The following is a 26,225-nucleotide window of genomic DNA, read 5'->3' on the forward strand; positions in this document are numbered from 1 at the left end:
GCACACTGGCACCACCGCGTTGCAGAACGCTGCGGCACGGATGAATGAGCGCCTTCGGGAGGCGGGATGAGCAGCTAGAAACGCCTGAACCCCTTGACTATGTCGAGTCAAGGGGTTCAGTGGGTACGATCTTGGGTACAAGACCGTAGCGAACGCCGATCTTACGACCTCTTGAAAATGCCTTCTGATCGGGCATTTCTCTCTGGTCGGGCTGACAGGATTTGAACCTGCGACCCCTTGACCCCCAGTCAAGTGCGCTACCAAGCTGCGCCACAGCCCGTGGACGACCGCACCGGAGCGCGGGCAACTCCCCTATCGTAGCCGACTCCTGAGGGCTCCGCGAAACCGACGCGGTCCGGGCGCGGCGCGGATGTCGACGGCTCCGCGTAGGGTCGGGATCATGACCACGATCACGACGAAGGCAGCGACGCCCACGGAGTGGGACGACGTGCAGCGGACGCTCACGGGAGGCGGGGACGGCGCGTCCTGCCAGTGCGTGTGGCCCGTGCTGCGCAACAAGGACTGGAACGCCACCACCAAGGAGCAGCGGGTCGAGATCCTGCGGGACGAGATCACGACAGGTCCTCCGCCGGGGATCGTGGCCTATGTCGACGGCGAGGCCGCGGGCTGGATCCGCATCGGCCCGCGGCCGGCGCAGGCTCGCCTCGGCTACACGCGCACCATCGCCTCTGCCACGCAGGAGCCGCTCGACGATGGCAGCGTCTGGGCGGTCAGCTGTTTCTCGGTGCGCCGCGATCAGCGCGGCAAAGGGTTGAACGCGGCGCTGCTCGCGGCAGCCGTCGACTATGCCCGTACGTCAGGCGCCCGCCTCATCGAGGCGTATCCGGTCGACACCGCCGCCGTCAAGGTGTCATCGAACGACCTGTTCCACGGGGCGCTGTCGACGTTCCTCACCGCGGGGTTCGCCGTCGTCGGCGAGCTGCGCTCCGGGCGGCCGTTGGTGAGCCTGAATCTCGCCGCATAGCAATGCCGGCGGATCCGGTCACGGTGGGTCACGCACCACGGCACTCCTACGATGGAGGGATGCAGAGCCGCACCCGCCTTCGCGCCCTGTGGCCGTTCGCGCCGTACATCGTCACCTCCGCGATCCACGTGATCGCGAACGCGACGCACAGTCCGCTCATCACGCCGACCAAGGCGCTGCTCATGCCACTGCTCGCGCTGCCCGTGCTGCTCGCCTGGAAGACTCTGGCGCCGCGCGGCGCCGCATTCCTGCTGATCGTGGCGCTGTTCTTCTCCTGGCTCGGCGATGAGGCGGGGCTGTTCTTCCCTTTCGCGCCCGAACTGCCGCTCATGCTGGGTTTCTTCGGCGTTGCGCACCTCGCCTACATCCTGCTGTTCCTGCGCCACCTGTGCGCGCGCCGGCTTCCGATGTGGACCGTCGTCTACGTGCTGTGGTGGCTGTTCATGATCGCGATCCTCGGGCCGCACACGGGATCGCTGCTCGCAGCCGTCGGCGCGTACGGCATCGTCCTGGCGGGCACGGCGGCGACGTCGGCGCGTTGCCGGGCGATGATCGCCTGGGGCGGCACCTTCTTCCTCTCCAGTGACACGATCCTCGCGTTCCGCCTGTTCCTGCCCGACGCGATGCCCGACTGGACGAGCCCCGCGGTCATGGTCACGTACACGATCGGACAGGGCCTGATCGTGGCCGGAGCGCTGCTGACGCTGCGCCGAGAGGATCCGGCAACCGCGCCATCTCGTGCCGTTCCGGCCGACCGCGCCCAGGGGTCGCCCGCATGAACGTCGAGCCGTGGGCGAGCGGCCCTGTCCGCATCGACAGCTGGCTCTGGGCGGTGCGCGTGTTCAAGACGCGCTCCGCGGCGACGACCGCTTGCCGCGCCGGCCACGTGCGCCTCAACGGCGACAAGGTCAAGGCCGCGCAGACCGTGAAGATCGGCGACGAGCTGCGGATCCGCATCAGCGGGTTCGATCGGATCCTGATCGTCCGCCAGACGCTCGTCAAACGGGTCGGCGCACCGCTCGCGGCCGTCGCGGCCGAGGACCGCACCCCGCCGCGTGATCCGGTCGCCGCCGCGGGCCTGCGAGACCGCGGCGCGGGCCGGCCCACCAAGCGCGAGCGCCGCGACATCGACCGCCTGCGCGGTCGCGATCACGACTGAGCGGTCGCCGGCCCGTCACCTCACTTCCGGGCGGGAATGTCTTCCACAGTCTTCCGTTCTTCGTATTTTTGTTCTAAACTGGGGGCATGTCAGAGGCCCCGCTCCCCACCACCGCCGACCGCGGTGCGCTGCTGGATGCCTGGCTCGCGAAGCGGGCCGAGATCACCCGTCTGGAGGCCGAAGCCTCCGATCTGCTGGCCGCCCGGGCCGAGCTGTTCGACGCGGATGTGCGCGCCGAACCGGTGCATCGCGACATGATCCGCCGGTCGATGATCGCGGAGTATTCCGCCGCTGCGCGCATCTCCAAGACCGCCGCTGAACTCGGCTTCACCGATGCGGCCGCCATGAGCGAGTTCTTCCCGGCTCTGCGCGACGCACTGCGACAGGGCACGATTACGATTCAGCACGTGCGCGTGCTGATCGCCGCAGCCGCGCCCGTGCGCGAGGCCGTGCTCAACGGCCGCCTGGGCGCCGAGACACTCGCCATGTATACGGCCGCGGCTCTGGCGGTCGCCGAGCAGGAGACGCCGTCCCGCACGCGCCCTTATGCCAAGCAGATCGCCGCGACTCTCGCCGGGGAGAGCATCCGGGAACGGCACGCGCGGGCGGCGTCCGAGCGCCAGGTGACGGTTCGCCCGCTCGACGACGGCCTCGCCCTGCTGACGGCGGTGCTGCCGGAGGTGTTTGCCGTCGCGATCATGGATCGCCTCACCCGGCTCGCGACAGCGATCGCCGCCGCCGGCCGCACCCGTCATGACGCCGAACTCGATCACCTCTTCTCCGACCCGACCGTCGAACGCTTCGCCGGTGCAGACCGCGAGGAGTTCCCCTTCCCCGAGGATCTGCACCCCGACGACCCGCGGTTGGACAGTTACGACCTGATCGCCTCTGGAGGGACGTACGCGCTCGATCCCGATCACGACCTCCACGACCCCGAGACCGACACCTGCGAGGCCAGCAAGGTCGGCCCGGACGCCCGGCCCGAGTTCGTCGCAGCCGATGGACGCACCCGCCGGCAGATCGAGGCCGACGCCCTCATCGATCTGCTGCTCGCCTCCTCCCCTTCCGAGGCTCTGGGAACGGGTCTCGACCGCGTCACCGCTACCGTCCAGGTGACGGTCGCGGCCACCACCCTTGCTGGCGAGGACGACCGGCTCGCCGAGCTCGACGGGCACGGACCGCTTCATCCCGACCTGGCCCGCGAACTCGCCGGCCGGGCCACGGGATGGAACCGGCTCTTCCTGGATCACTCCGGAATGGTCACGAAGGTCGACCGCTACACCCCGACCAACGCGATGAGACGTTTCCTGCGGGCCAGGGATCAGCGCTGCCGCTTCCCCGGATGCCACACCCCGGCCCACCGCTGCGAGATCGATCACAACCACGACTACGCGCGCGGCGGGCCGACCGAACTCACCAATCTGAGCGACTTCTGTCCGGGGCACCATCCGCTCAAGCATCCCGATCTCAGCGACACTCATCGCTGGACGGCGCACCAGCTCCCCGACGGCACGGTGCGGTGGGCGAGCCCGCTCGGTCGCACCTACGACGACCGCGCCTCGCGCCGCGTCATGTTCGTGTGACGCGCCCACGAGAGTGCGCCCGTCGGCGGAAATGCCGGCGCTACTCGCCGATCGGCTGCACCGCCTCCTCGAGCTGCTCTAGCAGCCAGCGCACGGGCCGCACCTCGACGGGATCGCCGTTGCCCGTCAGCGCCTCGATGCGTGCGGTCAAGCCGCGATCACTCGTGACCACGAACACGCGGTCGCCCGAAGCCAGGTGTTCGGCGGCGACATCGACGATCGCGTCATCACCGGCTGCGGGAGCCCGCACGACCTCGACGGCGCACGCCACGTCGGCGCTGTCGGCGGGATCCGAGACGTCCCGCGCCGCACCTTCGGCGACGAGCACCACCCGTGGGTGCCAGCGCGTCGAATCCAGCGCGACCCGATCGGCGGAGACGCCTCGACGCGCCCAGGCGTCCAGCCGGTCGCGGAGACGTGCCGTCGCGGAGGCACGGTCCTTCCACCAGCCGTCCGGCACGGATCCGACGACGTTCGCGGCGTCGACAACCACCACCGGTCGCACGTCCAACAGGGCGCGCAGCTGCGGCCATGCGGTGACGAAGCCCGGATGCAGCGGACGACGATCCACCTCGTCCACCGGCACCCATTGCAGCGCCAGGCTCTCGGGATCGCTGATCACCGGCTCGAACGGCGCGACCACGTCGGCGACCACGGTCGTATAGCTCCAGATCCCCAGGTCCAGCACGCTCTCGAACCGCGCACGGACGGCGCCGTCCGGAACGCCGGCCTCCTCCTGCGCCTCACGGATCGCGCCCTCGCGGGCCGACTCCCCGTCATGCAGGGCTCCGCCGGGGAGAGCCCAGGTTCCGCCATGGTGCGACCACGCGACCCGGTGCTGCAGCAGCACGCCGCGCTCCCGGTCGTACGCGAGAAGCCCCGCAGCCCCGTACCTGCCCCAGTAGCGCTCCCCTGTCGGGGCCACCACCCAGGCGTCGCCGCTGTTCAGCGGCCCGTGGGGCCGCCGGGGTTCGCCGGGCTCGGGAGGGACGATCGTCACGCCTCCACCTTTCCACACCCCGTCATTCGATCACCCTGTGCGACGGAACGTTGCACTCCTGCACTTGCAAGAATGGTGCTCATGAGCGACGCCTACGAACTGGACGACGATCCCTCCCGCATCCAGACCGACGCCGTGTGGACCTGGCTCTCGACCGAGGCGTACTGGGGTCGCTGGCGCACGCGCGCCGACGTGGAGACTCAGCTCGCGAACGCGTGGCGCGTCGTCGGCGTCTACCGCTCCGACACGGGCGAGCAGGTCGGCTTCGCCCGAGCCGTCTCCGACGGCGTCGGGTTCGCCTACCTCGCCGACGTCTACGTCGACCACGCGCACCGCGGCCACGGCCTCGGCAAGCGCATGATGCAGCTCATGATCGACGACGGCCCGGGCGCGGACATGCGCTGGACGCTCTTCACGAGCGATGCGCACGGCCTCTACCGGCAGTTCGGGTTCACCGAGCCCGACCGCACCGCGATGGTGCGCGCCTCCCGCCAGGGATGATCCGTCCGGTGCCCGCGAGTCCGCGGGCGCCGGACGGTCCGTCAGCGCTGCCGGCGCTCGCGCACCCGCATGTTGATCACGATCGGCGTGCCCTCGAAGTCGTGCAGCTCGCGCAGGCGCCGCTGGATGAACCGGCGGTAGCCCGGGTCGAGGAATCCGGTCGTGAACAGCACGAATGTCGGCGGGCGCGTGGACGCCTGTGTGCCGAACAGGATCCTGGGCTGCTTGCCGCCCCGCAGCGGGTGCGGGTGGGCGGCGACGAGCTCGGTGAGGAAGGCGTTGAACTTGCCCGTCGGGATCCGGCGGTCCCAGTTCTCCAGCGCCTTCTCCAGGGCGGGGACCAGCTTGTCCAGGTGACGGCCGGTCTTCGCCGAGATGTTCACGCGCGGAGCCCAGGCGACGTGCGCCAGGTCCTGCTCGATCTCGCGCTCCAGGTACCGGCGACGGTCCTGGTTCTCCATGTCGTCGTCGAACAGGCGGTCCCACTTGTTGAACGCGAGCACGAGCGCGCGGCCCGATTCCAGCACCATGTCGATGATGTTCAGATCCTGCACGCTGATCGACTGGCTCACATCGAGGACGACCACGGCCACTTCGGCCTTCTCCAGCGCCGTCGACGTGCGCAGGGAGGCGTAGAAGTCCGCACCCTGCTGCAGGTGCACGCGGCGGCGGATGCCCGCCGTATCCACGAACCGCCACAGCTTGTCGCCGAGCTCCACAATCTCGTCCACGGGGTCGCGGGTGGTGCCGGCGAGCTCGTTGACGACGACCCGCTCCTCCCCTGCCGCCTTGTTCAGCAGCGAGGACTTGCCCACGTTCGGACGACCCAGGATCGCGACCCGGCGCGGTCCGCCGATCTCGCCCTTGGCGACGGCGGAGACCTCGGGCAGCTTCTCCATGATCGCGTCGAGGAGATCTGCGACGCCGCGACCGTGGATCGCGGACACGGGGTATGGCTCACCGAGACCCAGGTTCCACAGCGCCGCGGCCTCGGGCTCCTGCCGGGCGTCGTCGATCTTGTTCGCGACGAGGAAGACGGGCTTGCCGCTCTTGCGCAGCAGCTTCACGACGTGCTCGTCGGTCGAGGTGGCCCCGACCATCGCGTCGACGACGAACATCACCACGTCGCTGAGGTCGATCGCGACCTCGGCTTGGGCAGCGACCGAGCGGTCGATTCCCTTCGCGTCCGGCTCCCAGCCGCCGGTGTCGACCAGCGTGAAGCGCCGGTCCATCCACTCGGCCTTGTACGTGACACGGTCGCGTGTGACACCGGGAGTGTCCTCGACGACGGCCTCGCGACGGCCCAGGATCCGGTTCACGAGAGCGGACTTGCCGACGTTCGGCCGGCCCACGATCGCGACGACGGGCAGCGCGGGCAAATACTGGATCCCGTCCTCGCCCTCGATGAGGCCGGCGAGAAGCTCGGCATCCTCATCGTCCAGGTCGTAGTCGTCGAGGCCCGCCCGCAGGGTCGCGGCGCGCGACTCGACGAGCTCCTCGTCCATCGCGTCCAGCTTCTCCGCGAGGCGGTCTTCGCCGCCCTCGTATTCTTCTTCGTCAGCCATTGTCGGCTCCTCGCTGCGCTCCGGGCGCACGTCGCTCGATCACCGCGATCACGGCGTCGATGGTCTCCTCGAAGTCGAGGTCGGTCGAATCCACGACCTCGACTCCTTCCGCGGCGGTGAGGAAGTCCACCACCGCGCTGTCCTTGGCGTCGCGGTGATGCAGCGCAGCGGCGACCGCACCCGCATCCTCCGCGTCGAGTTCCGCCGCCCGACGCGCCGCGCGCACCTCGGGCGCCGCCGTGAGCAGGATCCGCACGGGGGCGTCGGGGGCGACCACGGTCGTGATGTCACGCCCCTCCACCACCACCGCGGGGTATTCGGCCTCTCGGGCGACCCGGCGGAACGCGTCGTTGACCTGCACGCGCACGGCGGGCACGCGGGCCACGCCGCTCACGGCGCCCGAGACACGGGGCTCGCGGATCGCCTCCGTCACGTCCGTCGCTCCGACATGCACGAGGCGATCGTCGGGGTCGAGGCCCTGAGTGAACGGGAAGTCGGCGGCGGCGGCGAGCACTGCGGCCTCGTCGGCGGTGTCGTCTCCGCGGTCCAGCACGTGCCAGGCCAGCGCGCGGTACGCAGCGCCGGTGTCGAGGAAGCCGTAGCCGAGGCGTCGCGCCACGGCCTTGGACACGCTGGACTTGCCGGATCCGGCGGGGCCGTCGATCGCGACGATGAACGGCGCCTGCGCCGAGGCCCCTGAGCTCGTCGAAGGGTCAGTCATCGGGCATGCTCGCAATCCGCCATCCCCTGGCCTCGAGTCCTTCGACCGCGCCACGGAGTGCGGCGGGGGTGACGCTGATCTCGGCCAGGCCGAACTGCGCGCCCGGCGAGTGCTCCAGGCGCAGGTCCTCGACGTTCACCTCGAGCTCGCCGAGTTCGCCGAACAGGCGGCCGAGCTGACCCGCGGTGTCGTCGATCATCACCACGAACGACTCGAAGCGGCGGTTCTGGCCGTGCTTGCCGGGCAGGCGTTCGACGCCCTCGTTGCCGTGCCGGATCGCCTCAGCGACCGTGCGCCGGGATCCGGTGCGGTCCGGCTCGCGCAGCGCGTCGGCGACCTCGGCGAGGTCTGCCGCGAGGGCATCGAGCACCGAGACGACGGGCGCCGCGTTGGCACCGAGAATCTGCACCCACAGCTCGGGCGCGGACGCGGCGATCCGAGTGGTGTCACGCACGCCCTGACCGGCAAGACGGAGCGAGCCGTCCTCGGCGTCGGCGAGACGGGCGGCGAGCAGGCTCGCCACCACCTGGGGCACGTGCGAGGTCAGCGCGACCGCGCGATCGTGCTCCTCGGGCGTCATCTCCAGCGGCATCGCCTCGAGATCGAGCGCCAGGCCCTCGACGAGCGCGAGATCCGCGGCGCGGGTCTCCTCGTCGCGGCACACCACCCACGGGCGTCCGATGAAGATGTCGGCTCGCGCCGAGATCGCTCCGCCGCGCTCGCGACCGGCGAGCGGATGGGATCCGATGTAGCGCGTCAGGTCGACGCCGCGCTCGCGGAGCACGCGCAGCGGTTCGAGCTTGACGCTCGCGACGTCGGTGACCACGGCATCCGGGAACCGGGCGAGCTCCGCCTCGATGACGTCGGCCGTCACGTCCGGTGGCACGGCGACGACGACCAGCGACGGTGCGTCATCGGCCCGGGCGGCGCGGCCCGCGCCGTAGTCGATCGCGAGGCGCAGCTGCGCGGGAGAGGTGTCGGCGAGGGCGACGTCGACGCCCTTCGCCGTCAGGGCATGCCCGATGCTGGCGCCGAGAAGGCCCGCGCCGACGATCCGGATGGTTCCGGACAGCCGCGCGGCACGCTCGATCGGCGTCCTGCTCGTGTCGCTCACTCGTTCTCCTGCGCGTCTCCCCGGTCGGTCACCGGCGCATTCGACGCGCCTTCTGCGGGGGAATCCTGGCGCGACAGGGTCAGAAGCGCGCCGAGTTCGATTTTAGTCAGTTCGCGGGACTTCCCCGCAGGGAGCGTTCCCAGGTGCAGCGGGCCGAACTGGCGCCGCACCAGCTCGGTGACCGGGTGTCCGACCGCGGCGAGCATGCGGCGCACGATCCGGTTGCGTCCGGAGTGCAGCGTGAGCTCGACGAGGCTGGATCCCGCGGACGAATCCAGCAGGCGGGCCTTGTCGGCGGCGATCGGTCCGTCCTCGAGGTCGACACCCCGTGTGAGCTTCGCAATAGTCTGCGCGGTGACGGTGCCCTCGACCTTCGCGATGTAGACCTTGGTCACGCCGAACGAGGGGTGCGCGAGCACGTGGGCGAGGTCTCCGTCGTTCGTGAGGATGAGCAGCCCGCTGGTCTCGGCATCCAGGCGACCGACGTTGTACAGACGCTCCTCGTAGTCCTTGGTGAAGCGCCGCAGATCCGGCCGGCCGTTCTCGTCCTTCATCGTGCTGACCACGCCGGTGGGCTTGTTCAGCATGACGTAGCGCTTGCCGGTGTCCAACTGCACGGCTGTGCCGTCGACGTCGACGAGATCGTTCTCCGGGTCGATCCGTCGGCCGAGCTCTGTGACGACGGATCCGTTCACCCTGATCCGTCCCTGGACGATGTACTGCTCGATCACGCGACGCGACGCGACGCCGGCGTTCGCGAGCACTTTCTGCAGCCGCACGCCCTCGGGGGCGGCGAACGGGTCAGCGGGGGCGGGGGTCATCGGGCGATCCTCTCGTCGAAGCCTTCGGAGCCGTCGTCCAGCAGCGGGGAGATCGGCGGCAGCTCGTCGAGCGAGTTGATGCCGAGATTCTGCAGCAGGGCGTCGGTCGTGCCGTAGTTGATCGCGCCCGTCTCGGAGTCCTGGAACAGCTCGGTGATGAGCCCTCGCCCCAGCAGCGTGCGCACCACCGAATCGACGTTGACCGCCCGGATCGAGGCCACCTGGCTGCGGGTCACCGGCTGCTTGTAGGCGATCACGGCGAGCGTCTCCAGCGCTGCCTGGGACAGCCTTGCCGGCGCCTGGCCGCCCACGAAGTCGGCGACCAGGTCGTCGTAGTCCTCGCGCACGTAGAGCCGCCAGCCCCCGCCGACCTCGCGCAGCTCGAAGCCGCGCCGCGGGCCGTGCCCTCGGCCGTCGTACTCGTCGACGAGGGACTCGATCGCCTGGCGCACCGCCGGCACGGGCGCGCTGACGGCCGCGGCGAGCGAGACGAGACTGTGCGGCTCGTCGATGACGAGCAGGATCGCCTCGAGCTTCTCCGTGAGCGGCTGCTCCACGGTCACGGCGTCATCGGTCACCGTTTCATCGGTCATGGTGTCATCGGTCATAGTCGGCTCCCAACGTGGCCAGCATCTCGTCGGTCCAGTGCTCGGCCGACCAGCGCAGGGTCAGCTCGCCGAGCGGCTCCAGCTGTTCGAAGCTCAGCGCCGCATGCCGGTACAGCTCGAGCACGGAGAGGAAGCGCGCCACCACGATCCCGGGCTCCACAGCCCCCGCCACGATCTCGCGGAACGTCACGGATTCGGCGCTGCGCAGCAGCGTGACCACGATCGCGGCCTGCTCGCGGATGCTCACGAGCGGCGCATGCAGGTGGTCGAGGCCGACCGTGGGGATCTCCTTCGGCGCGAACGCGAGCAGGGCGAGCGTGCCGAAGTCCGCGGCGCTGAGCGTCCACACCAGCTCCGGCGTGCGCGCACGGTGCTTCTCATCCAGCCGCACCGCGCGGGCGTGGCGCCGATCCTCGTACTGCAGGCTGCGGGCGAACCAGGCGGAGACCTCCTTGAACGCGCGGTACTGCAGCAGGCGCGCGAACAGCAGATCCCTGGCCTCCAGGAGCGCGACGGACTCCGCATCCACGAGCTCGCCCTGCGGCAGGAGCCCGGCGACCTTCATGTCGAGCAGGGTCGCCGCGACGACGAGGAATTCGCTCGTCTCGTCGAGATCCTCGTCGGGGCCGAGCTCGCGCAGGTACGCGATGAACTCGTCTGTGACCTTGCTCAGCGACACCTCGGTGATGTCCATCTCGTGCTTCGAGATGAGATTCAGCAGCAGGTCGAACGGCCCGTCGAAGTTCGACAGGGAGACGCGGAACCCGGAGGCGACCTCGGGGACCGATCCGGGCTCCGCCGTCTCCGGCGCGAATGCGTCCGAGTCAGGCGACGGCGCCACGGGCGACCAGCTCCCGGGCCAGTCGCAGGTACGCCTGTGCGGCGGGATGCTCCGGCGCGAACTCGGTGATCGGCACGCCCGACACCGAGGCGTCGGGGAACTTGACGGTGCGCCCGATCACGGTCTCCAGCACATCGTCGCCGAACGCCTCGACCACGCGCTCCAGCACCTCGCGGGAGTGCAGGGTGCGCGCGTCGTACATGGTGGCGAGCAGGCCGTCGAGCATGATCGACGGGTTCAGCCGGTCGCGCACCTTGTCGATCGTCTCGATGAGCAGGGCGACGCCGCGCAGCGCGAAGAACTCGCACTCCAGCGGGATCAGCACGCCGTGCGCAGCGGTGAGCGCGTTCACGGTGAGCAGACCCAGCGAAGGCTGGCAGTCGATCAGGATGACGTCGTACTCCCCCGCGACCTGGCGCAGCACGCGCGAGAGGATCGTCTCGCGGGCGACCTCGTTGACGAGGTGCACCTCGGCGGCCGACAGATCGATGTTCGCGGGGATCAGGTCGAGACCCTCGACGTGGGTGTGCACGATCACTTCGCGCGGATCGCGCTTGGTATCCAGCAGCAGGTCGTAGACCGTCGGGATGTCGTGGGTCGGGATCCCGAGGCCTGCCGACAGCGCGCCCTGCGGGTCGAAGTCGACGGCGAGCACCTTGCGGCCGTACTCGGCGAACGACGCGGCGAGGTTGATCGACGTCGTGGTCTTGCCGACGCCGCCCTTCTGGTTGCAGAGGGCGATGATGCGCGCGGGGCCGTGAGCCTTCAGCGGAGCGGGGATGGGGAAGCCCTGGTAGGGACGCCCGGTCGGCCCGATCGGGGTGTCGTCCTTCGTCTTCTTCGCCACGTTTCTCCTGCTCGTCGTGCTCGAACGATCATAGCCGCCGACGAGGTTCCGGCTCCGGCTCCACACGCCGATCCGGCGGTATCAGCGGCTGCGCATGCGCTCTTTCGCGGCCGCGATCAGTCCGTCGAAGAGGCCGGGATCCTGATCGGTCTCGGGATGCCACTGCACTCCGACCGCGAACCGATCACCCTCGCCCTCCATGGCCTGCAGCACGCCATCGGTGTCGTGCGCGACCGGGCGATAGCCCGGATGCTCCGCGACGGCCTGGTGATGGTGCACGGGGACCGTGATCTCCGGCGCCACCAGGTCCGCCACCCGCCCTTCGGCATCGATGCGCACCGCAGCCGAGCCATACGACGTCGGCCCTCCCCCGTGCTCATCGTGGCCGACCACATCGGGCAGGTGCTGCACGAGGGTCCCCCCGGCGGCGACCGCCATCAGCTGCATGCCGCGGCAGATCCCGAGCAGAGGCAGGCGGATCCGCTCCGCCTCGGCGAGCAGCGCGAGCTCCCACGCGTCGCGGTCGTCGTACCAGCGCACCACACTCGGATCCGGTTCCTGCCCGTATCGGGCCGGGTTCACGTCGGCGCCGCCCGCGATCAGGAGCCCGTCCAGGCGTGCGAGCACGTCGCCCGCGGCGCCCGCCGCCGCGACCGGGGGCAGGAGCAGCGGCACGCCGCCCGCGCGCTCGATCGAGCGCGCGTAGTCGCTCGGCAGGAGGTCGGCCTCGACCTGCCGCCAGGTGCCCCAGTCGGCGGCCTGGCGGTAGGTCGTGAGCCCGATGACGGGGCGCGTGTCAGTCAAAGTCCGAATCCAGCGGCGTGACGTATGCGTTCGAGAGGCCGCCGTCGACCAGGAAGTCCATCGCCGTGATGAAGCTCGACTCGTCGCTGCCGAGGAAAGCCACCGCGTTCGCGATCTCCTCCGGCTCGGCGAAGCGCCCCATCGGCACGTGCACGAGCCGGCGGGCGGCGCGCTCGGGGTCCTTCGCGAACAGCTCCTGCAGCAGCGGGGTGTTCACGGGGCCGGGGCAGAGCGCGTTCACGCGGATGCCCTTGCGGGCGAACTGCACGCCGAGCTCGCGGGTCATCGCGAGCACGCCGCCCTTGGAGGCCGTGTACGAGATCTGCGAGGTCGCGGCGCCCATGATCGCCACGAACGACGCGGTGTTGATGATGGATCCGCTGCCCTGCTCGAGCATGTACGGCAGCACCGCCTTGCAGCAGTAGTAGACGCTGGTGAGATTGACGTCCTGCACCAGGTTCCAGGCGTCGATCCCGGTCTTGAGGATCGAGTCGTCGGACGCGGGCGAGATCCCGGCGTTGTTGAAGGCGATGTCGATGCGGCCGTAGGTGTCGTGCGCGACTTTGAAGAGGTTCTCCACCTCGGCCTGATCGGTCACGTTCACCCTGACGAACACGCCGCCGAGCTCCTCCGCGATGCGGGGACCGTTCGCCTCGTCCAGGTCGCCGATGACCACCTTCGCACCCTCCGCCACGAACTTCTTCGCCGTCGCCAGTCCGATACCGCTGCAGCCGCCGGTGATGACACCGACCTTGCCTTCGAGCTTTCCCATTCCTGTGTTGCCTTTCGCTGTGTGGGGAGGGGTTCAGTACGTCGAGATGAAGACGTTCTTCACCTCGGAGAAGGAGTCCGGCGCGTCCGGTCCGAGCTCGCGCCCGAGCCCGGACTGCTTGAACCCGCCGAACGGGGTCCAGTAGCGCACCGAGGAGTGCGAGTTGATGGAGAGGTTGCCGCTCTCCACGCCGCGGGCCACGCGCAGGGCGCGGCCGATATCGCGGCTGAAGATGGATCCGCTCAGGCCGTACTCGGTGTCGTTGGCCTTGGCGATCGCGTCGGCCTCGTCGCGGAACGGCATGACGGCCAGCACGGGGCCGAAGAGCTCCTGCGCCCACACCGGGTCGCTCGCACTGCGCGGCAGCACCACGGCGGGAGCGAGCCAGAACCCGCCGTCCCAGTCCGCGCCCTCGACACTCCGCCCGCGGAACGCGATGTCGGCGCCGTCCAGGTGCGCCGCGACCGCGTCCCGCTGCCGCGCCGAGACCATCGGTCCCATCTCCGCGTCCTCGGCGGACGGATCCTTCACTCGGAACGCCTCCACGGCGGGCTGAAGCAGCTCGAGGAAGCGCTCGTAGACGTTCTCCTGCACGAGGATCCGAGAGCGGGCGCAGCAGTCCTGCCCTGCGTTGTCGAGACCTCCGCCCGGGGCCGCCGCGGCCGCCGCCTCGAGGTCCGCATCGTCGAACACGATGTTCGCGTTCTTGCCGCCGAGTTCAAGCGTCACGCGCTTGATCTGATCGGCGCAGCCGCGCATGATTCCCTTGCCCACCTCGGTGGATCCGGTGAAGCACACCTTGCGCACGAGGGGGTTCGTGACGAACCGGTCGCCGACCACGCTGCCCTTGCCCGTGATCACCGTGAACACGCCCTCCGGGAGGCCTGCTTCGAGGGCGAGCTCGCCCAGACGCATCGCCGTGAGCGGAGTGAGCTCGGCCGGCTTGAGCACCACCGTGTTGCCTGCGGCGAGCGCGGGCGCGAACCCCCAGCCGGCGATCGGCATCGGGAAGTTCCACGGCACGATGATGCCGACCACGCCGAGCGGTTCGTGGAACGTGACGTCGATCCCGCCGGCCACGGGGATCTGCTTGCCGAAGTGTCGCTCGGGGCTCGCGCTGTAGTAGTTCAGCACGTCGCGGACGTTGCCGGCCTCCCAGCGCGCGTTGCTGATGGTGTGGCCGGCGTTCGCGACCTCGAGCGCGGCGAGCTCGTCGATGTGCGCCTCGACGACGCTCGCGAACGCACGCAGCAGCCTCGCACGCTCGCCCGGGGCGATCGCCCGCCATGCAGGATATGCGCGATGGGCGCGCTCGATCGCCGCATCGGTCTCGGCGAGGTCCGCGAGCCCGACCTCCCCCACCGGGTGTCCGGTGGCGGGGTTCAGCACGGTGAAGGCGCCGGCCGCGCCATAGCGGGAAGAAGGGATCCTCATGCCCACAGCCTTTCGAAGTCTCCGATGAACCTGTTCACAGCCGCTCGAAGCCGCGGCGCAGCTCCCAGTCGGTGACCGCGGCGTCGAAGGCGGCGATCTCGACATCGGCGTAGTTGACGTAGTGCCGCACGACGTCCTCCCCGAACACCTCGTTCGCGATCGCGGACTGTGCGAGGGCCTCGCGCGCCTCGTGCATGGTCGACGGCACGGTCGGCGCTCCGGACTCGTACGCGTTGCCCTTGGTCTCCGGCTCCAGCGTCAGCTCGTGCTCGATGCCGTACAGACCGCCCGCGAGCATGGCCGCGAGCCCCAGGTACGGATTCATGTCGCCGCCGGGAAGACGGTTCTCCATGCGCGCGCCCGCGCCGCGGCCGACCAGGCGCACGGAACTCGTGCGGTTGTCGATGCCCCAGGCGACCGCCGTCGGTGCGAACGAGCCCTTCACGAATCGCTTGTACGAGTTGATGTTCGGCGCGTAGAAGAGCGTGAAGTCGCGCATGGTCGCCAGCACGCCGGCGATGAAGTGGTCGTACAGCGCTGTGCGGGCACCGCGCTCCGCATCCCAGAACACCAGGGCGTCATCGTCCTTGCCCCGCAGCGACATGTGCACATGGCAGGAGTTGCCCTCGCGCTGGTTCGGCTTCGCCATGAACGTGATCGACTGGCCGTGCTGGCGGGCGATGTCCTTCGACGCCGTCTTGTAGAACGCGTGGTTGTCGGCCGTGGTGATCACCTCGTCGTAGAGGAACGCGATCTCGTGCTGGCCGAAGTTGCACTCCCCCTTCGCCGACTCCACGTTCAGCCCCGAGGCGTACATGGTGTTGCGGATCTCGCGCAGGAGCGGCTCGACGAGAGTGGATCCGAGGATCGAATAGTCGATGTTGTAGCGGTTGGCCGGCTCCAGATCGCGATAGCCGGTGTCCCACGCCCGGTCGTACGGCGTGTTGAAGATCACGAATTCGAGCTCGGTGCCGGCGAGGGCCTTCCAGCCGTGAGTGGCCGCGCGCTCCGTCTGCGCCCGCAGGATCTCGCGCGGCGAGACCCGCACGGCGTCGCCGTTCGTCCCCGCGAGGTCGCACTGGATCATGACCGTGCCAGGACGATGCGGCAGCAGCCGGATGGTCGCCAGATCCAGCACGAACTCCATGTCGCCGTAGCCGTCTGCCCAGGAGGCGTGCGCGTAGCCGTCGACGGTGTTCATCTCGACGTCCACGGCGAGCAGGTAGTTGCAGCCCTCGGTGCCGTGCCCGAGGACCGAGTCGAGGAAGAAGCGCGCGTGCAGGAGCTTGCCCTGCAGCCGCCCCTGCATGTCGGTGAACGCGAGGATCACGGTGTCGAGCGAGCCGTCGAGGATCCGCCCGCGCAGCTGCTCGACGGTGAGCATCCGGTCGTTGCGGACGGGGACAGTGAGGTCGGAGGAGGTCATGTGCAGCGGTGTCCTTTACTTCAGAAGGCCCTTGAGCAGCGCGGCAGTGGCGTCGCAGTGCGCGGTCATGATGTCGCGGGCCCGGTCGGCGGAGCCGTCCAGGATCGCCGCGACGATGGCGCGGTGCTCGGTCTCGGAATGGTCGATGTTGGTCTTGAGGAAGGGGATCTCGGCGAGCAGCTGGTGGATCCGCACCTGGACGGCGCTGCAGGAGCGTGCCAGCTCATCGGATCCGCAGACCGTCGCGATCGCCAGGTGCAGCCGGGCATCCGCCTGCCGGTAGTCGGCGGGGGTCTCGGCCGCGGACAGGTCGGCGAGGCTGTCGGTGAGGAGGGTGCGCTGCGCCGCATCGAGGTCGGTCAGGGCCGCGCGATACGCGGCGCCCGGTTCGATGATGGAGCGGAACACGATGACGTCGTCGATCTCGGCACGTCGCGGCGGGGTCTGGTCTGCCGGCCACTGCTCCGCGGCCGGGAGGACGACGGTGCCCCCTCCGCGCCCTCGGGTCGTCGTGACGAGCCCGGCGGCGCGAAGGGCGCTGATGGCCTCTCTCAGGGTGGCGCGGGAGACGCTGAGCTTCTCGGCGAGCTCGCGCTCGCCGGGCAGCTTCGTCCCCACCCGGAAGATCCCGAGCCTGATGGCCGATCCGAGCTGCTCCACGCAGCTCTCGAAGGCCATGTGGCCGCGGACCGGGTGCAGCGCCGCATCCACCAGAGGAGAGTCCATCGCGTCCGTCATGTCCTGATCATTCCTCCAGGAGTTTGTCCGGTGCGACCGTGAGGTGCTCGGCCTCGACGCTGGACGCCATGAAGTCGCGCTTACCGTAGGCGAACCACAGGGCAGTTGCCAGGAGCGCCACCACGACCACCGCGATCGGTGCGTAGTTGAACGTGTCGATCGTGACCGGATTCACCGGGGGGAGCACGAACAGGATGATGATGACGACGACCCACACGACGGCGATCCAGCCGACGATCGTGCTCCACCGCCCGAGGTTCCACGGTCCCGGCACGAAGCTCTTGTCGAGGCGCCGCAGGAACACCGGGGTCACGTACGCGATGTACAGTCCGATGACGGCGATCGAGGTGACCGCGAGGTATGCCGTCAGGTTCCACATCGCGGGGATCGTCAGGATGATCGACAGGACCACGCAGAGCCAGATCGAGTTCGTCGGGGTTCCGGTGCGCTTGTTCACCTTCGCCCAGAGCCGTGACCCGGGGATCGCGTTGTCGCGTGAGAACGCGTAGCTCATCCGGGAGTTGGCCGTGACGGAGGCCATGCCGCAGAAGAACTGGGCGCCGCAGACGATGAAGAGCAGGAACTTCGCCATCGTCGGGTTGTTGAGCGCGTCCAGGAAGATCTGCGCCGGCGGCAGGCCCGTCGCACTGCCGAGCAGCTTCTCGATGCCCTTGTCCGAGGAGTCCTGGATCGCCGCGGTGATCGAGTAGAGCAGGATCCAGCCGCCGATGATCGAGATCACGACGCTCATCACGATGCCCTTCGGGGCGGCGATGGAGGCGTTCTTCGTCTCCTCCGCGACGTGGGCCGAGGCGTCGTATCCGGTGTAGGTGTACTGGGCCATGAGCAGGCCCATGAGGAACACGTACGGGGCGAACGACCAGCCGGTGCCGTTGTAGAAGCCGGTGAAGGTCCAGCCGGCCGACTGATGCTGGGTCGGCATGATCCACAGCACCGCGACGATGATGAGCACGCCGACGATGTGCCACCAGGCCGAGACGTTCGAGAGCAGACTCACGATGTTGACGCCGAAGGTGTTGAGCAGGCCGTGGATCACGATCAGGACGACGAAGAGCCCGAAGGTGTTGAACGGGTTCACCTCCACGCCCCACACGAGGTTGGTGAAGGCCATCATCGTGGTCGCGGCGCCGAAGTCGATCGCGGCGGTGACCGCGACCTCGCCGAGGAAGTTGAACCAGCCGACGGTCCAGGCCCACTGGCGCTTGTTGCGCTTCGCGAGGCGGCCGGCCCAGAAGTAGAGCCCGCCGGCGGTCGGATACTTCGAGCACACCTCGGCCATCGCGAGCGCGACCATGAGCACGAAGACGCCGACGAGCGGCCAGCCGATGTTGATGGCGGACGGTCCGCCGGACTTCAGGGCGATCGCATACGAGGTGATGCACCCCGCGAGGATCGAGATGATCGAGAAGGAGACGGCGAAGTTGCTGAACCCCGACATCCCTCTGTGCAGTTCCTGCTTGTAGCCCAGGGCGGCCAGGGCTGCGGCGTCGTCGTCGATCGGGTGTGAGTCGGGCGCCTTTGTCGATTCGCTCATGGAGTGCTGCCTGCTTTCAGTGGAGGGAGCGTGTGCAGCGATTCTGGCGACTCGGCTCGGCCAGTGTCAATGGTCTGACTTCAAACCATTGAAAATGTCACCTGCCGGAAACATGAGCTGCGCTCAGCGTGCTCGCGGATGCGCCGTGACGTAGACGTCACGCAGGGTGTCGACCGAGACATGCGTGTAGATCTGGGTGGTCGCAACCGAGGCGTGCCCGAGAAGCTCCTGCACGACGCGCACGTCGGCGCCACCCTGCAGCAGGTGGGTCGCGAAGGAGTGCCGGAGCGTGTGCGGCGATACCTCCGCGGTGATCTTCGCGCCCTCGGCGGCGGCGCGGATGATCAGCCAAGCGCTCTGACGGCTGAGCGGCGCGCCACGTGCGCCGAGGAACAGCTTCGCCGACGCGCGCCCCTTCGCCGCCAGCGCCGGACGCACCCTGGTGAGATACGCGTCGACCGCGGCCCTGGCATACGAGCCCACGGGCACGATGCGCTCCTTGGACCCCTTGCCACGCAGCCGCAGCAGCTCGCCGTGCGCGAGGTCGTCGACGTCCAGCGAGACCGCTTCTGAGACGCGCGCGCCCGTGGCGTACAGCAGCTCGAGGAGGGCGCGATCGCGGATCCCGATCGGATCCTCGGCCGACGGGGCGCCGAGCAGCCGCTCGACCTGGTCGATCGTCAGCGCCTTCGGCAGACGCCGAGGCTGCTTCGGCGGACGCAGGCGCGCGCTCGGATCCGCGTCGGCGATGCCCTCACGGGCGAGGAAGCGATGCCAGCCGCGCACCGAGGACTGCAGTCGGGCGAGGCTCGATGCGGCCGGTGGCGGGTCGGAGCTCGCGCGCTCCGCGACGAACGCGGCGACGGTCTCTGCGGTGATCGCCTCGGTGTCGGTGATCCCCTGCGCGCCCAGCCACGTCAGGTATCCGTCCAGGTCGCGCCGGTATGCGGCGAGCGTGTGCCCGGCAAGCCCCCGCTCGATCGTCACGTGCCGGAGATACGCGTCGAGCGCCCGGTCGAGCTGCACCTCAGGCTCCGCGGCTCTGCCGCCCCGTGGACGACAGGCGCCGTTCGGCCGCCAGCACGCCCACCGCGAGGATTCCGTTGCGCAGCCGTCCGGCCAGCACTCCATCGGCGGCCTCGTGCAGCGGCACCCAGGCGAGCCGGATGTCGGCCTCCTCGTCCGTGCGCGCGAAGGTCTCCCCCGCCGGGCTCAGGCCCGTGGCGAGGTAGATGTGCACGATCTCGGAGTTGCTGCCCGGTGTCGTATAGGTGGAGACGAGCGGCTCCCACCCGGTGGCCACGAGATCCGCCTCCTCGGCGAGTTCGCGCCGCGCGGCGTCCATCGGATCCTCACCCACGACGTCGAGCAGTCCGGCGGGCAGCTCCCAGTCGCGCTGACGGATCGGGTGCCGGTACTGCTGGATGAGCAGCACCCGCCCGTCCTCGTCCATGGCGACGACTGCCGCGGCGCCGGAGTGATCGATGTACTGCCGCACGATCTCACCGTCGCCGTAGCGGATGCGATCCTCCCGGATCCCCCACACCGCGCCGCGATAGACCTCGGCGCTGGCGAGCACCTCGGGGTCGAACGGCTCGTCCCGCGGCGCGGCGGTGGGGTCGGTCACGTCAGTCCTCGTCGTCGAACAGCTCGCTGGAGCGGTGCCGCTCGATGGCGGCGCCGACGAGCCCGCGGAACAGCGGGTGCGGCTCGGTCGGGCGCGAGCGCAGCTCGGGGTGCGCCTGGGTGGCGATGTAGAACGGGTGCACGTCGCGCGGCAGCTCCACGTATTCGACGAGGTCGAGCTCGGGGTTGAGGCCGGAGAACGAGAGCCCCGCGTCCGCCAGGCGGTCGCGATAGGCGTTGTTCACCTCGTAGCGGTGGCGGTGCCGCTCCGAGGCCTCGGTCGCACCGTAGAGCTCGGCGGCGAGCGAACCCTCGCCGAGCGCCGCCTTGTACAGCCCCAGGCGCATGGTGCCACCCAGATCGCCGCCGTCGAGGATCTCGACCTGCTCAGCCATGGTCGCGATGACCGGCTCGGCGGTGTCGGGGTCGAACTCGCTGGACGAGGCGCCCTCGATCCCGGCGACGTTGCGGGCGTACTCGATGACCATGCACTGCAGTCCCAGGCACAGTCCCAAGGCCGGGATGCCCTGCTCACGGGCGAAGCGCAGCGCCCCGAGCTTGCCCTCGATGCCGCGGATGCCGAAGCCGCCGGGCACGCAGATGCCATCGACGTCGGCGAGCGCCTTCGCCGCCCCCTCAGGGGTCTCGCAGGAGTCGGACGGGATCCAGCGGATCTTCACCGCGACCTCGTGTGCGAAGCCGCCGGACTTGAGCGCCTCGGTGACCGAGAGGTAGGCGTCGGGCAGGTCGATGTACTTCCCGACGAGGCCGATCGTGACCTCGTGCTTCGGGTTGTGCACCGCCTGCAGCACCTTCTGCCACCGCGACCAGTCCACATCGGTGGCCTTGCTGAGCCCGAGCGCCTCGACGATGTAGGTGTCGAGTCCCTGGTCGTTGAGCATGGTCGGGATGTCGTAGATGCTGGGCACGTCGACCGCGTTCACGACCGCATCCTCGTCGACGTCGCACATGAGCGCGATCTTGCGCTTGTTCGAGTCGGTGACGGGCCGGTCGCTGCGCAGCACGAGCGCGTCCGGCTGGATGCCGATCGAGCGCAGCGTCGCGACGGAGTGCTGGGTCGGCTTGGTCTTCTGCTCGCCGGACGCACCCATGAACGGCACCAGCGACACGTGCACGAAGAACACGTTCTTGCGGCCCAGTTCATGGCGGATCTGACGCGCCGACTCGATGAACGGCTGCGACTCGATGTCGCCGACCGTGCCGCCGATCTCGGTGATGATGACGTCGGGGCGCGGCGTCTCATCGGCCTGCAGGCGCATGCGGCGCTTGATCTCGTCGGTGATGTGCGGGATGACCTGCACGGTGTCGCCGAGGTACTCGCCGCGGCGCTCCTTGGCGATGACCTGCGAGTAGATCTGGCCGGTCGTCACGTTCGCGGCCTGGCTCAGCTCGATGTCGAGGAAGCGCTCGTAGTGTCCGATGTCGAGGTCGGTCTCCGCACCGTCATCCGTGACGAAGACCTCGCCGTGCTGGAAAGGGTTCATCGTGCCCGGATCCACATTCAGATAGGGATCCAGCTTCTGCATCACGACGCGCAGTCCGCGGGCGGTGAGCAGGTTGCCGAGGCTGGCTGCCGTCAGGCCCTTGCCCAACGAGGAAACGACACCGCCCGTCACGAAGATGTGCTTGGTGGTGTCGTTGTCTGTCCGCGCGGCTGAGTTCTGCATCACGGGCTTTAATCCTATCAGCGCGATCGCCTTGCGTCACTCGCGCGACGCGCGGAGTGCCTCGTCCAGTTCCGCCGAGGTCGGAGGGTTCGCTCCTGCACGGGCCACGGTCAGCGCAGCGCTGGTGAGGGCGGCCTCCAGAGCCGCGAGCACCGCGTCGTCCCCGAGCGGCTCCCCCGCCGCGAGCAGACGGTCGGTGCCGTCATGCAGCAGGGCGTGCAGCAGCCCGGACATGAACGCGTCGCCCGCGCCGATCGTGTCCGCGACGACGACGGGACGCGCCGGACGCGCGAACCATGCGCCGTCCACGAGCGCGAGGCATCCTTCCGCCCCGCGGGTGACGACCACGAACCGCGCACCGTGCGCGGCGAGGTCGGAGAGCACCTGCTCGAGCGTCGCCTCCGGGGCGAGCCAGGCCGCATCCTCGTCGCTGAGCTTGACGACCTGGCACAGCCCGGCCAGGTCGGCGACCCGGCGCAGCACCTCGTCGCGCGCGCCGATCACATCAGGGCGGATGTTGGGGTCGAGCGTCAGGAGCGTCCCGGGCGCGGCCGCGCTGAGCGCGGCACGGACCGCCGTGGCGCCCGGTTCCCGCAGCGCGCCGATCGATCCGGTGTGCACGAGGCGGGCGCCGCTCACGTCGGGCACCGGGATGTCCCAGTCGATGTCGAACTCGTAGCTGGCCTTGCCGTCGGCATCCACGCGCGCGATCGCCGTCGAGGTGGATCCCGGCACGAGCGTGTCGGGGCCGAGCGCAACGCCGGCTTCGTCGAGGTGCGCGCGGACCAGATCGCCGTGGGCGTCGGCGCCGATCCGCGCGTGCAGGGTCGTGGGGTGCCCCAGTCGCGCGAGCCCGACAGCGATGTTCATGGGCGATCCCCCGGGGTGCGTCTCGCCTTCCTCGACGACGTCGACGAGCGCCTCCCCGATCACTGCCACCTGCTCCGTCACGCCGTCTGCCCCTTCATGTCGGCCGCACTCCCTGTGCTGACGAGGTCGCGCACTGCGCCCACCTCGAACCGCTCGATGAGAACGCTACCGCCTCGCCCCGCGATCGACGCGCCCGCGTCATCGCGCTCGGGCAGCAGATCGGTGATCGTGCGGGTGCCCCCGGACGCGAACACCTCGATCGCGTCACGATCGAGCCAGATGACCAGCTCGATGCGCCCGTGCGCGCCGATCCGCACCTGCTCGACGCTGGCGAATCCGTCGGGCATCGTGTCGGCGGCGAGACGTCGATCCAGCCACAGGATGCCCTCGGCCGCCGAGTACCCCACGATCGAGGTGTCGCCCAGGTTCAGGTCGAAACCGTCGGCTCCGTCCAGACGGACGCACACATCGATCCGACACCGATCCGGCAGTTCGCCGATCAGTTCCACCGGCCCCTCCGCCCGCACGTCGGCGCGCGCGACGATCGTCGCGACCTCCGGCCCGATCGCCTCCTGACGCAGTCGCACCCGCCCATCCGCGCGGACGAGGGACAGCCGGCGCGCGAGCGCCATGGCACCGCGCTGCGGGGATCCGACGTCCACGGGGAGGAGCCCGGCGTAGTCCCAGTTGCTCATCCACGCGACGAGGATCCGCTCCTCATCGGGAAGTCCGGAGAACGTCACCCCGGCGTAGAAGTCCCGCCCGTGGTCGAGCCAGTCGCATGCCTCGAGCTGAACACGGCTGTTCTCCCACCCCTCACCGGGTGCCGCCGGGGGGATCGGCTCGTCTGCGACGAAGCGCACCCCGTCGAAGAAGCCGATGACGTACTGCGTCCCGGATCCCCCGGCGATGCCACCGGGGTTGAGGCTGATCAGCAGCACCCAGCGCACCTCGGAGGGATCGCCGTCGACCGCGAGCGGGAACAGATCAGGGCACTCCCACACACCCCCGGTCGCCCCACGCGGACCGTAATCGGACAAGTATGCCCAGGTCTTCAGATCGTCGGAACGGTACAGCACGACGCGGCGTTCGACGGCCTCGACCGCGACCATCACCCAGTACTCGCCCGCCGGCCCTGAGTAGCGGAACACCTTCGGATCCCGGAAGTCGGCAGACCCCCGGTCCAGCACCGGGTTGCCCTCGTACAGGCGCCAGCTGCGCCCGCCGTCCAGGCTCGAGGCGATGCCCTGTGCCTGATGGCGCGCGACCTGGTCGGCGAGCGTGAACACCGCGACGAGGGGCGGCGTCCCCGCAGCGCCGAGGCCACTGGTGTCGTGCTCGTCGAACACGACCGAGCCCGAGAAGATCTCGTGCTCGTCCGTGTAGCGGATCGCGACCGGATGCTCCTCCCACCGGACGAGATCGGTGCTGGACGAGTGCCCCCAGCTCATGAAGCCGTGGGTCGCGCCCTCGGGGTTGTACTGGAAGTAGAGGTGGTACCGGCCGCCGTGGAACACGAGCCCGTTCGGGTCGTTCATCCAGTTGCGTGCAGGACGGAAGTGCATGAGCGATGGGGTCACGGCGATTCTCCGGGGATGCTGATGACGGCGGTTTTCCTCACGACCGGATGCGGACGTCGAGGGAGACGAGTTCGGCGGCGCCGCCGTTGACGAAGAAGCCGATGCGCTCGCCCGCGCGGCGGTGCAGACGGGTGCTCAGAGCGACCCGACGATCGATGACCGCGACGAGGATGTCGCCGTCCGCCACGATCTGCACATGGTGGCGCCCCGGTGCCAGCGGGCAGGGGCGTTCGAGGACGAACGGCACGTCGCCGGAGATCTGCCACTGCTCGCCTCCGGTGAGGGCTCGTGGCCAGCGGTCGAAGACGACCCGATCGCGTCGTGGCTCCAGCCGGATCGCTCCGGCCTGGTCGCCGTCCGCAGTGGCGCGCACCAGCAGCCCGACCTCTTCCACGCCGGCCGCGATGTCGATCTCGGCGGTCAGCAGATACGAATCGTGCAGATCCGCATCGCCGATGAGCTGGGCGAACCGGTCCGCGCCGTACAACGACGCCGGCAGTGCGGAGAATCCGGACGCGACCGGCACCGAGAACGATGCGGCGAACTCGTCGGGAAGACGGAATGCGAGAGTCCCGTCCGGATCCTGATCGGCCTCGAGCACCGCCATCGTGCCCGCCCACTGCCACGCCCCGTCATCCGAGCCGCCCTCGCGGGTCGAGATCCAGCCGACGAAGAACCGCCGTCCCTCGCGCTCGACGGTCTTGGCGGCATAGAACGCCCGCCCGTCGATCGTGTCGAGCTCGGGCGTCAGCCAGGGCCCGCTCGGCGACCGCGCCATCCGGTAGCGGGTGCAGAACGCATCGGAGAACTCGGAGTACACCAGGTACCACCAGTCCCCCCAGCGGAACACGTCGGGGCACTCGTGCGCGATGTACCGACGGGGATCCCAGAACGGCCGAACCGGAGTCCACGACACGAGATCCGTCGACGTCAGCTGCGCGATCGTTCCGCGCCGCCGTTCCGGACCGTCCGCGTGACGAGCCGCGACGAGCATCCGCCACACGTCGCCATCGCGGAACACGAAGGGATCCCGCCAGTCGCCGGTCTCATATCCTTCGGTCGCGCCGAAGGTGTGCTCCGGGTGCTTGACCCAGTCGCGCAGGCCGTCCGCGCTCGTCGCATGGGCGACCAGCTGCCGCGGGCGCCCATCCGTTCCGAGCCGACGAGGGTTCTGCGCCGTCGAGAAGAGGTGCGCGACCCCGTCGTCGTCGAGCACGACCGAGCCCGTGTAGACGTTGAAGTCCTCCGCGTCCGGACCGCCGCTCGGCACGGCGAGCCCGTGATCGACGAAGTCCACGAAGTCGGTGGTCGTGACCAGGTGCCAGGGCATTCCCGTGCTCGGCACGGCGCGATCCTCGTACAGGTACCAGAGATGGAAGACGCCGTCCTGCTGGAACGGGATGACATCGCCCACCCAGGCGCCCTGGGGGCGGAAGAAGACGGGGGCGGCGCTCATCGGGAGGAACCCGCGGTGACGCCGGCGATGAAGTAGCGCTGGGCGACGATGAACAGCAGCACGCTCGGGATCATCGACAGCACGACTCCGGCCAGCACGACCGAGATCGAGCCCGTGCCGAGGTTCCCCTGCAGTCCGACCAGGCCGAGCGGCAGGGTGAAGGTGCTCTGATCCTGCAGGAAGATCAGGGGTCGGTAGAACTCCGCCCAGAATCCGGAGAAGTTCAGGATCGCCAGCGTCGAGATCGCCGGCGCGGCCATCCGCGCGTACACGTGGAAGAACACACCGAACTGCGTCGCCCCGTCGATCCGCGCCGCTTCGCCGAGTTCCCTGGGCATCTGCATGAAGTACTGCCGCATCAGGAAGGTGCCGAATGCGCTGCCGAGTGCCGGGACGATCAGCGAACCGAGCCCGTCCTGAAGTCCCAGCGACTTCACGATGAGGAACACCGGGATGATGATCGTCTGCAACGGCACCATCATGGTCGCCAGGAACGCGCCGAAGATCAGATTCTTGCCCGGGAAGGAGATC

At 69.4% G+C, this 26,225-nt stretch carries 26 protein-coding genes and 1 tRNA gene; 5 read left to right on the forward strand and 22 right to left on the reverse strand.

Going from position 1 to position 26,225, the window contains the following annotated elements:
• Positions 1–203 precede the first annotated feature (203 nt).
• Positions 204–280 (reverse strand) — tRNA-Pro (locus AC1DMN_RS10595).
• Between the two features lie 120 nt (positions 281–400).
• Between AC1DMN_RS10595 and AC1DMN_RS10600 the strand changes: the two genes are divergently transcribed.
• From AC1DMN_RS10600 to AC1DMN_RS10615, 4 genes are all read left to right on the forward strand, one after another.
• Entirely contained in the window at positions 401–985 is a 585-nt protein-coding gene (locus tag AC1DMN_RS10600; RefSeq protein ID WP_477229307.1) for a GNAT family N-acetyltransferase, read from the forward strand.
• 59 nt (positions 986–1,044) lie between these two features.
• The gene (locus AC1DMN_RS10605; RefSeq protein WP_477229308.1) at positions 1,045–1,764 is read left to right on the forward strand and encodes a lysoplasmalogenase family protein; all 720 of its coding nucleotides are present in this window, start codon (positions 1,045–1,047) and stop codon (positions 1,762–1,764) included.
• The gene (locus AC1DMN_RS10610) at positions 1,761–2,144 is read left to right on the forward strand and encodes an RNA-binding S4 domain-containing protein (RefSeq protein ID WP_440735202.1); all 384 of its coding nucleotides are present in this window, start codon (positions 1,761–1,763) and stop codon (positions 2,142–2,144) included. Before AC1DMN_RS10605 ends, AC1DMN_RS10610 begins: the two co-directional genes overlap by 4 nt.
• An 86-nt stretch (positions 2,145–2,230) precedes the next feature.
• Complete coding sequence (locus tag AC1DMN_RS10615; RefSeq protein ID WP_477229309.1) at positions 2,231–3,727, forward strand: HNH endonuclease signature motif containing protein; 1,497 nt, start codon at positions 2,231–2,233, stop codon at positions 3,725–3,727.
• A 40-nt stretch (positions 3,728–3,767) separates the two neighbouring features.
• Here the strand turns inward: AC1DMN_RS10615 and AC1DMN_RS10620 are convergent, their stop codons facing one another.
• Positions 3,768–4,727 (reverse strand): NUDIX domain-containing protein, encoded by a 960-nt coding sequence (locus tag AC1DMN_RS10620; protein WP_441977054.1) that lies wholly within the window; start codon positions 4,725–4,727, stop codon positions 3,768–3,770.
• An 81-nt stretch (positions 4,728–4,808) separates the two neighbouring features.
• Between AC1DMN_RS10620 and AC1DMN_RS10625 the strand changes: the two genes are divergently transcribed.
• On the forward strand, positions 4,809–5,228 hold the full coding sequence (locus AC1DMN_RS10625) for a GNAT family N-acetyltransferase (RefSeq protein WP_441977055.1): 420 nt from the start codon (positions 4,809–4,811) through the stop codon (positions 5,226–5,228).
• Between the two features lie 41 nt (positions 5,229–5,269).
• Here the strand turns inward: AC1DMN_RS10625 and der are convergent, their stop codons facing one another.
• From der to AC1DMN_RS10725, 20 genes are all read right to left on the reverse strand, one after another.
• Complete coding sequence (der, locus tag AC1DMN_RS10630; RefSeq protein WP_477229310.1) at positions 5,270–6,793, reverse strand: ribosome biogenesis GTPase Der; 1,524 nt, start codon at positions 6,791–6,793, stop codon at positions 5,270–5,272.
• Positions 6,786–7,514 (reverse strand): (d)CMP kinase, encoded by a 729-nt coding sequence (gene cmk / locus AC1DMN_RS10635; RefSeq protein ID WP_477229311.1) that lies wholly within the window; start codon positions 7,512–7,514, stop codon positions 6,786–6,788. The genes der and cmk overlap by 8 nt, the downstream gene beginning before the upstream one ends.
• Positions 7,507–8,628 carry a prephenate dehydrogenase gene (locus AC1DMN_RS10640; protein ID WP_477229312.1) on the reverse strand — a complete coding sequence of 374 codons (1,122 nt, stop codon included), beginning with the start codon at positions 8,626–8,628 and terminating at the stop codon, positions 7,507–7,509. The genes cmk and AC1DMN_RS10640 overlap by 8 nt, the downstream gene beginning before the upstream one ends.
• On the reverse strand, positions 8,625–9,449 hold the full coding sequence (locus tag AC1DMN_RS10645; RefSeq protein ID WP_477229313.1) for a pseudouridine synthase: 825 nt from the start codon (positions 9,447–9,449) through the stop codon (positions 8,625–8,627). The genes AC1DMN_RS10640 and AC1DMN_RS10645 overlap by 4 nt, the downstream gene beginning before the upstream one ends.
• Positions 9,446–10,042, reverse strand: a complete 597-nt coding sequence (gene scpB / locus AC1DMN_RS10650; RefSeq protein WP_440735237.1) for an SMC-Scp complex subunit ScpB — start codon at positions 10,040–10,042, stop codon at positions 9,446–9,448. Before scpB ends, AC1DMN_RS10645 begins: the two co-directional genes overlap by 4 nt.
• 4 nt (positions 10,043–10,046) lie before the next feature.
• The gene (locus AC1DMN_RS10655) at positions 10,047–10,898 is read right to left on the reverse strand and encodes a segregation and condensation protein A (RefSeq protein ID WP_440735211.1); all 852 of its coding nucleotides are present in this window, start codon (positions 10,896–10,898) and stop codon (positions 10,047–10,049) included.
• Positions 10,882–11,745, reverse strand: coding sequence for a ParA family protein (locus AC1DMN_RS10660; RefSeq protein WP_441977059.1), 864 nt, complete (start codon positions 11,743–11,745; stop codon positions 10,882–10,884). Before AC1DMN_RS10660 ends, AC1DMN_RS10655 begins: the two co-directional genes overlap by 17 nt.
• 81 nt (positions 11,746–11,826) lie before the next feature.
• A complete protein-coding gene (locus AC1DMN_RS10665; protein WP_441977060.1) occupies positions 11,827–12,549 on the reverse strand; it encodes a gamma-glutamyl-gamma-aminobutyrate hydrolase family protein in 723 nt (240 codons plus the stop codon).
• On the reverse strand, positions 12,542–13,321 hold the full coding sequence (locus AC1DMN_RS10670) for a 3-oxoacyl-ACP reductase (RefSeq protein WP_441977061.1): 780 nt from the start codon (positions 13,319–13,321) through the stop codon (positions 12,542–12,544). The genes AC1DMN_RS10665 and AC1DMN_RS10670 overlap by 8 nt, the downstream gene beginning before the upstream one ends.
• A gap of 33 nt (positions 13,322–13,354) precedes the next feature.
• Positions 13,355–14,755 carry an aldehyde dehydrogenase family protein gene (locus AC1DMN_RS10675; RefSeq protein ID WP_477229314.1) on the reverse strand — a complete coding sequence of 467 codons (1,401 nt, stop codon included), beginning with the start codon at positions 14,753–14,755 and terminating at the stop codon, positions 13,355–13,357.
• A 34-nt stretch (positions 14,756–14,789) separates the two neighbouring features.
• Positions 14,790–16,181: a glutamine synthetase family protein gene (locus AC1DMN_RS10680; protein WP_477229315.1), complete on the reverse strand. Its 1,392-nt coding sequence runs from the start codon at positions 16,179–16,181 to the stop codon at positions 14,790–14,792.
• A gap of 15 nt (positions 16,182–16,196) precedes the next feature.
• Positions 16,197–16,919 (reverse strand): FadR/GntR family transcriptional regulator, encoded by a 723-nt coding sequence (locus AC1DMN_RS10685; protein WP_441977064.1) that lies wholly within the window; start codon positions 16,917–16,919, stop codon positions 16,197–16,199.
• 7 nt (positions 16,920–16,926) lie between these two features.
• The gene (locus AC1DMN_RS10690; protein ID WP_477384198.1) at positions 16,927–18,474 is read right to left on the reverse strand and encodes an amino acid permease; all 1,548 of its coding nucleotides are present in this window, start codon (positions 18,472–18,474) and stop codon (positions 16,927–16,929) included.
• 123 nt (positions 18,475–18,597) lie between these two features.
• A complete protein-coding gene (gene xerD / locus AC1DMN_RS10695) occupies positions 18,598–19,500 on the reverse strand; it encodes a site-specific tyrosine recombinase XerD (RefSeq protein ID WP_477229316.1) in 903 nt (300 codons plus the stop codon).
• A gap of 1 nt (position 19,501) precedes the next feature.
• Positions 19,502–20,101 carry an NUDIX domain-containing protein gene (locus AC1DMN_RS10700; RefSeq protein ID WP_477229317.1) on the reverse strand — a complete coding sequence of 200 codons (600 nt, stop codon included), beginning with the start codon at positions 20,099–20,101 and terminating at the stop codon, positions 19,502–19,504.
• A gap of 1 nt (position 20,102) precedes the next feature.
• A complete protein-coding gene (locus tag AC1DMN_RS10705; protein ID WP_441977083.1) occupies positions 20,103–21,788 on the reverse strand; it encodes a CTP synthase in 1,686 nt (561 codons plus the stop codon).
• 36 nt (positions 21,789–21,824) lie between these two features.
• Positions 21,825–22,739, reverse strand: coding sequence for a carbohydrate kinase family protein (locus AC1DMN_RS10710; RefSeq protein WP_477229318.1), 915 nt, complete (start codon positions 22,737–22,739; stop codon positions 21,825–21,827).
• On the reverse strand, positions 22,736–24,238 hold the full coding sequence (locus AC1DMN_RS10715; protein ID WP_477229319.1) for a glycoside hydrolase family 32 protein: 1,503 nt from the start codon (positions 24,236–24,238) through the stop codon (positions 22,736–22,738). The genes AC1DMN_RS10710 and AC1DMN_RS10715 overlap by 4 nt, the downstream gene beginning before the upstream one ends.
• Positions 24,239–24,275: 37 nt before the next feature.
• Positions 24,276–25,694: a glycoside hydrolase gene (locus AC1DMN_RS10720; protein WP_477229320.1), complete on the reverse strand. Its 1,419-nt coding sequence runs from the start codon at positions 25,692–25,694 to the stop codon at positions 24,276–24,278.
• Positions 25,691–26,225, reverse strand: a 535-nt coding sequence (locus tag AC1DMN_RS10725) for a carbohydrate ABC transporter permease (protein ID WP_477384200.1), incomplete at its 5' end; no start/stop codon positions are given. The genes AC1DMN_RS10725 and AC1DMN_RS10720, both read right to left, overlap by 4 nt.

The organism is Microbacterium sp. 01T413_2 (assembly GCF_056398985.1).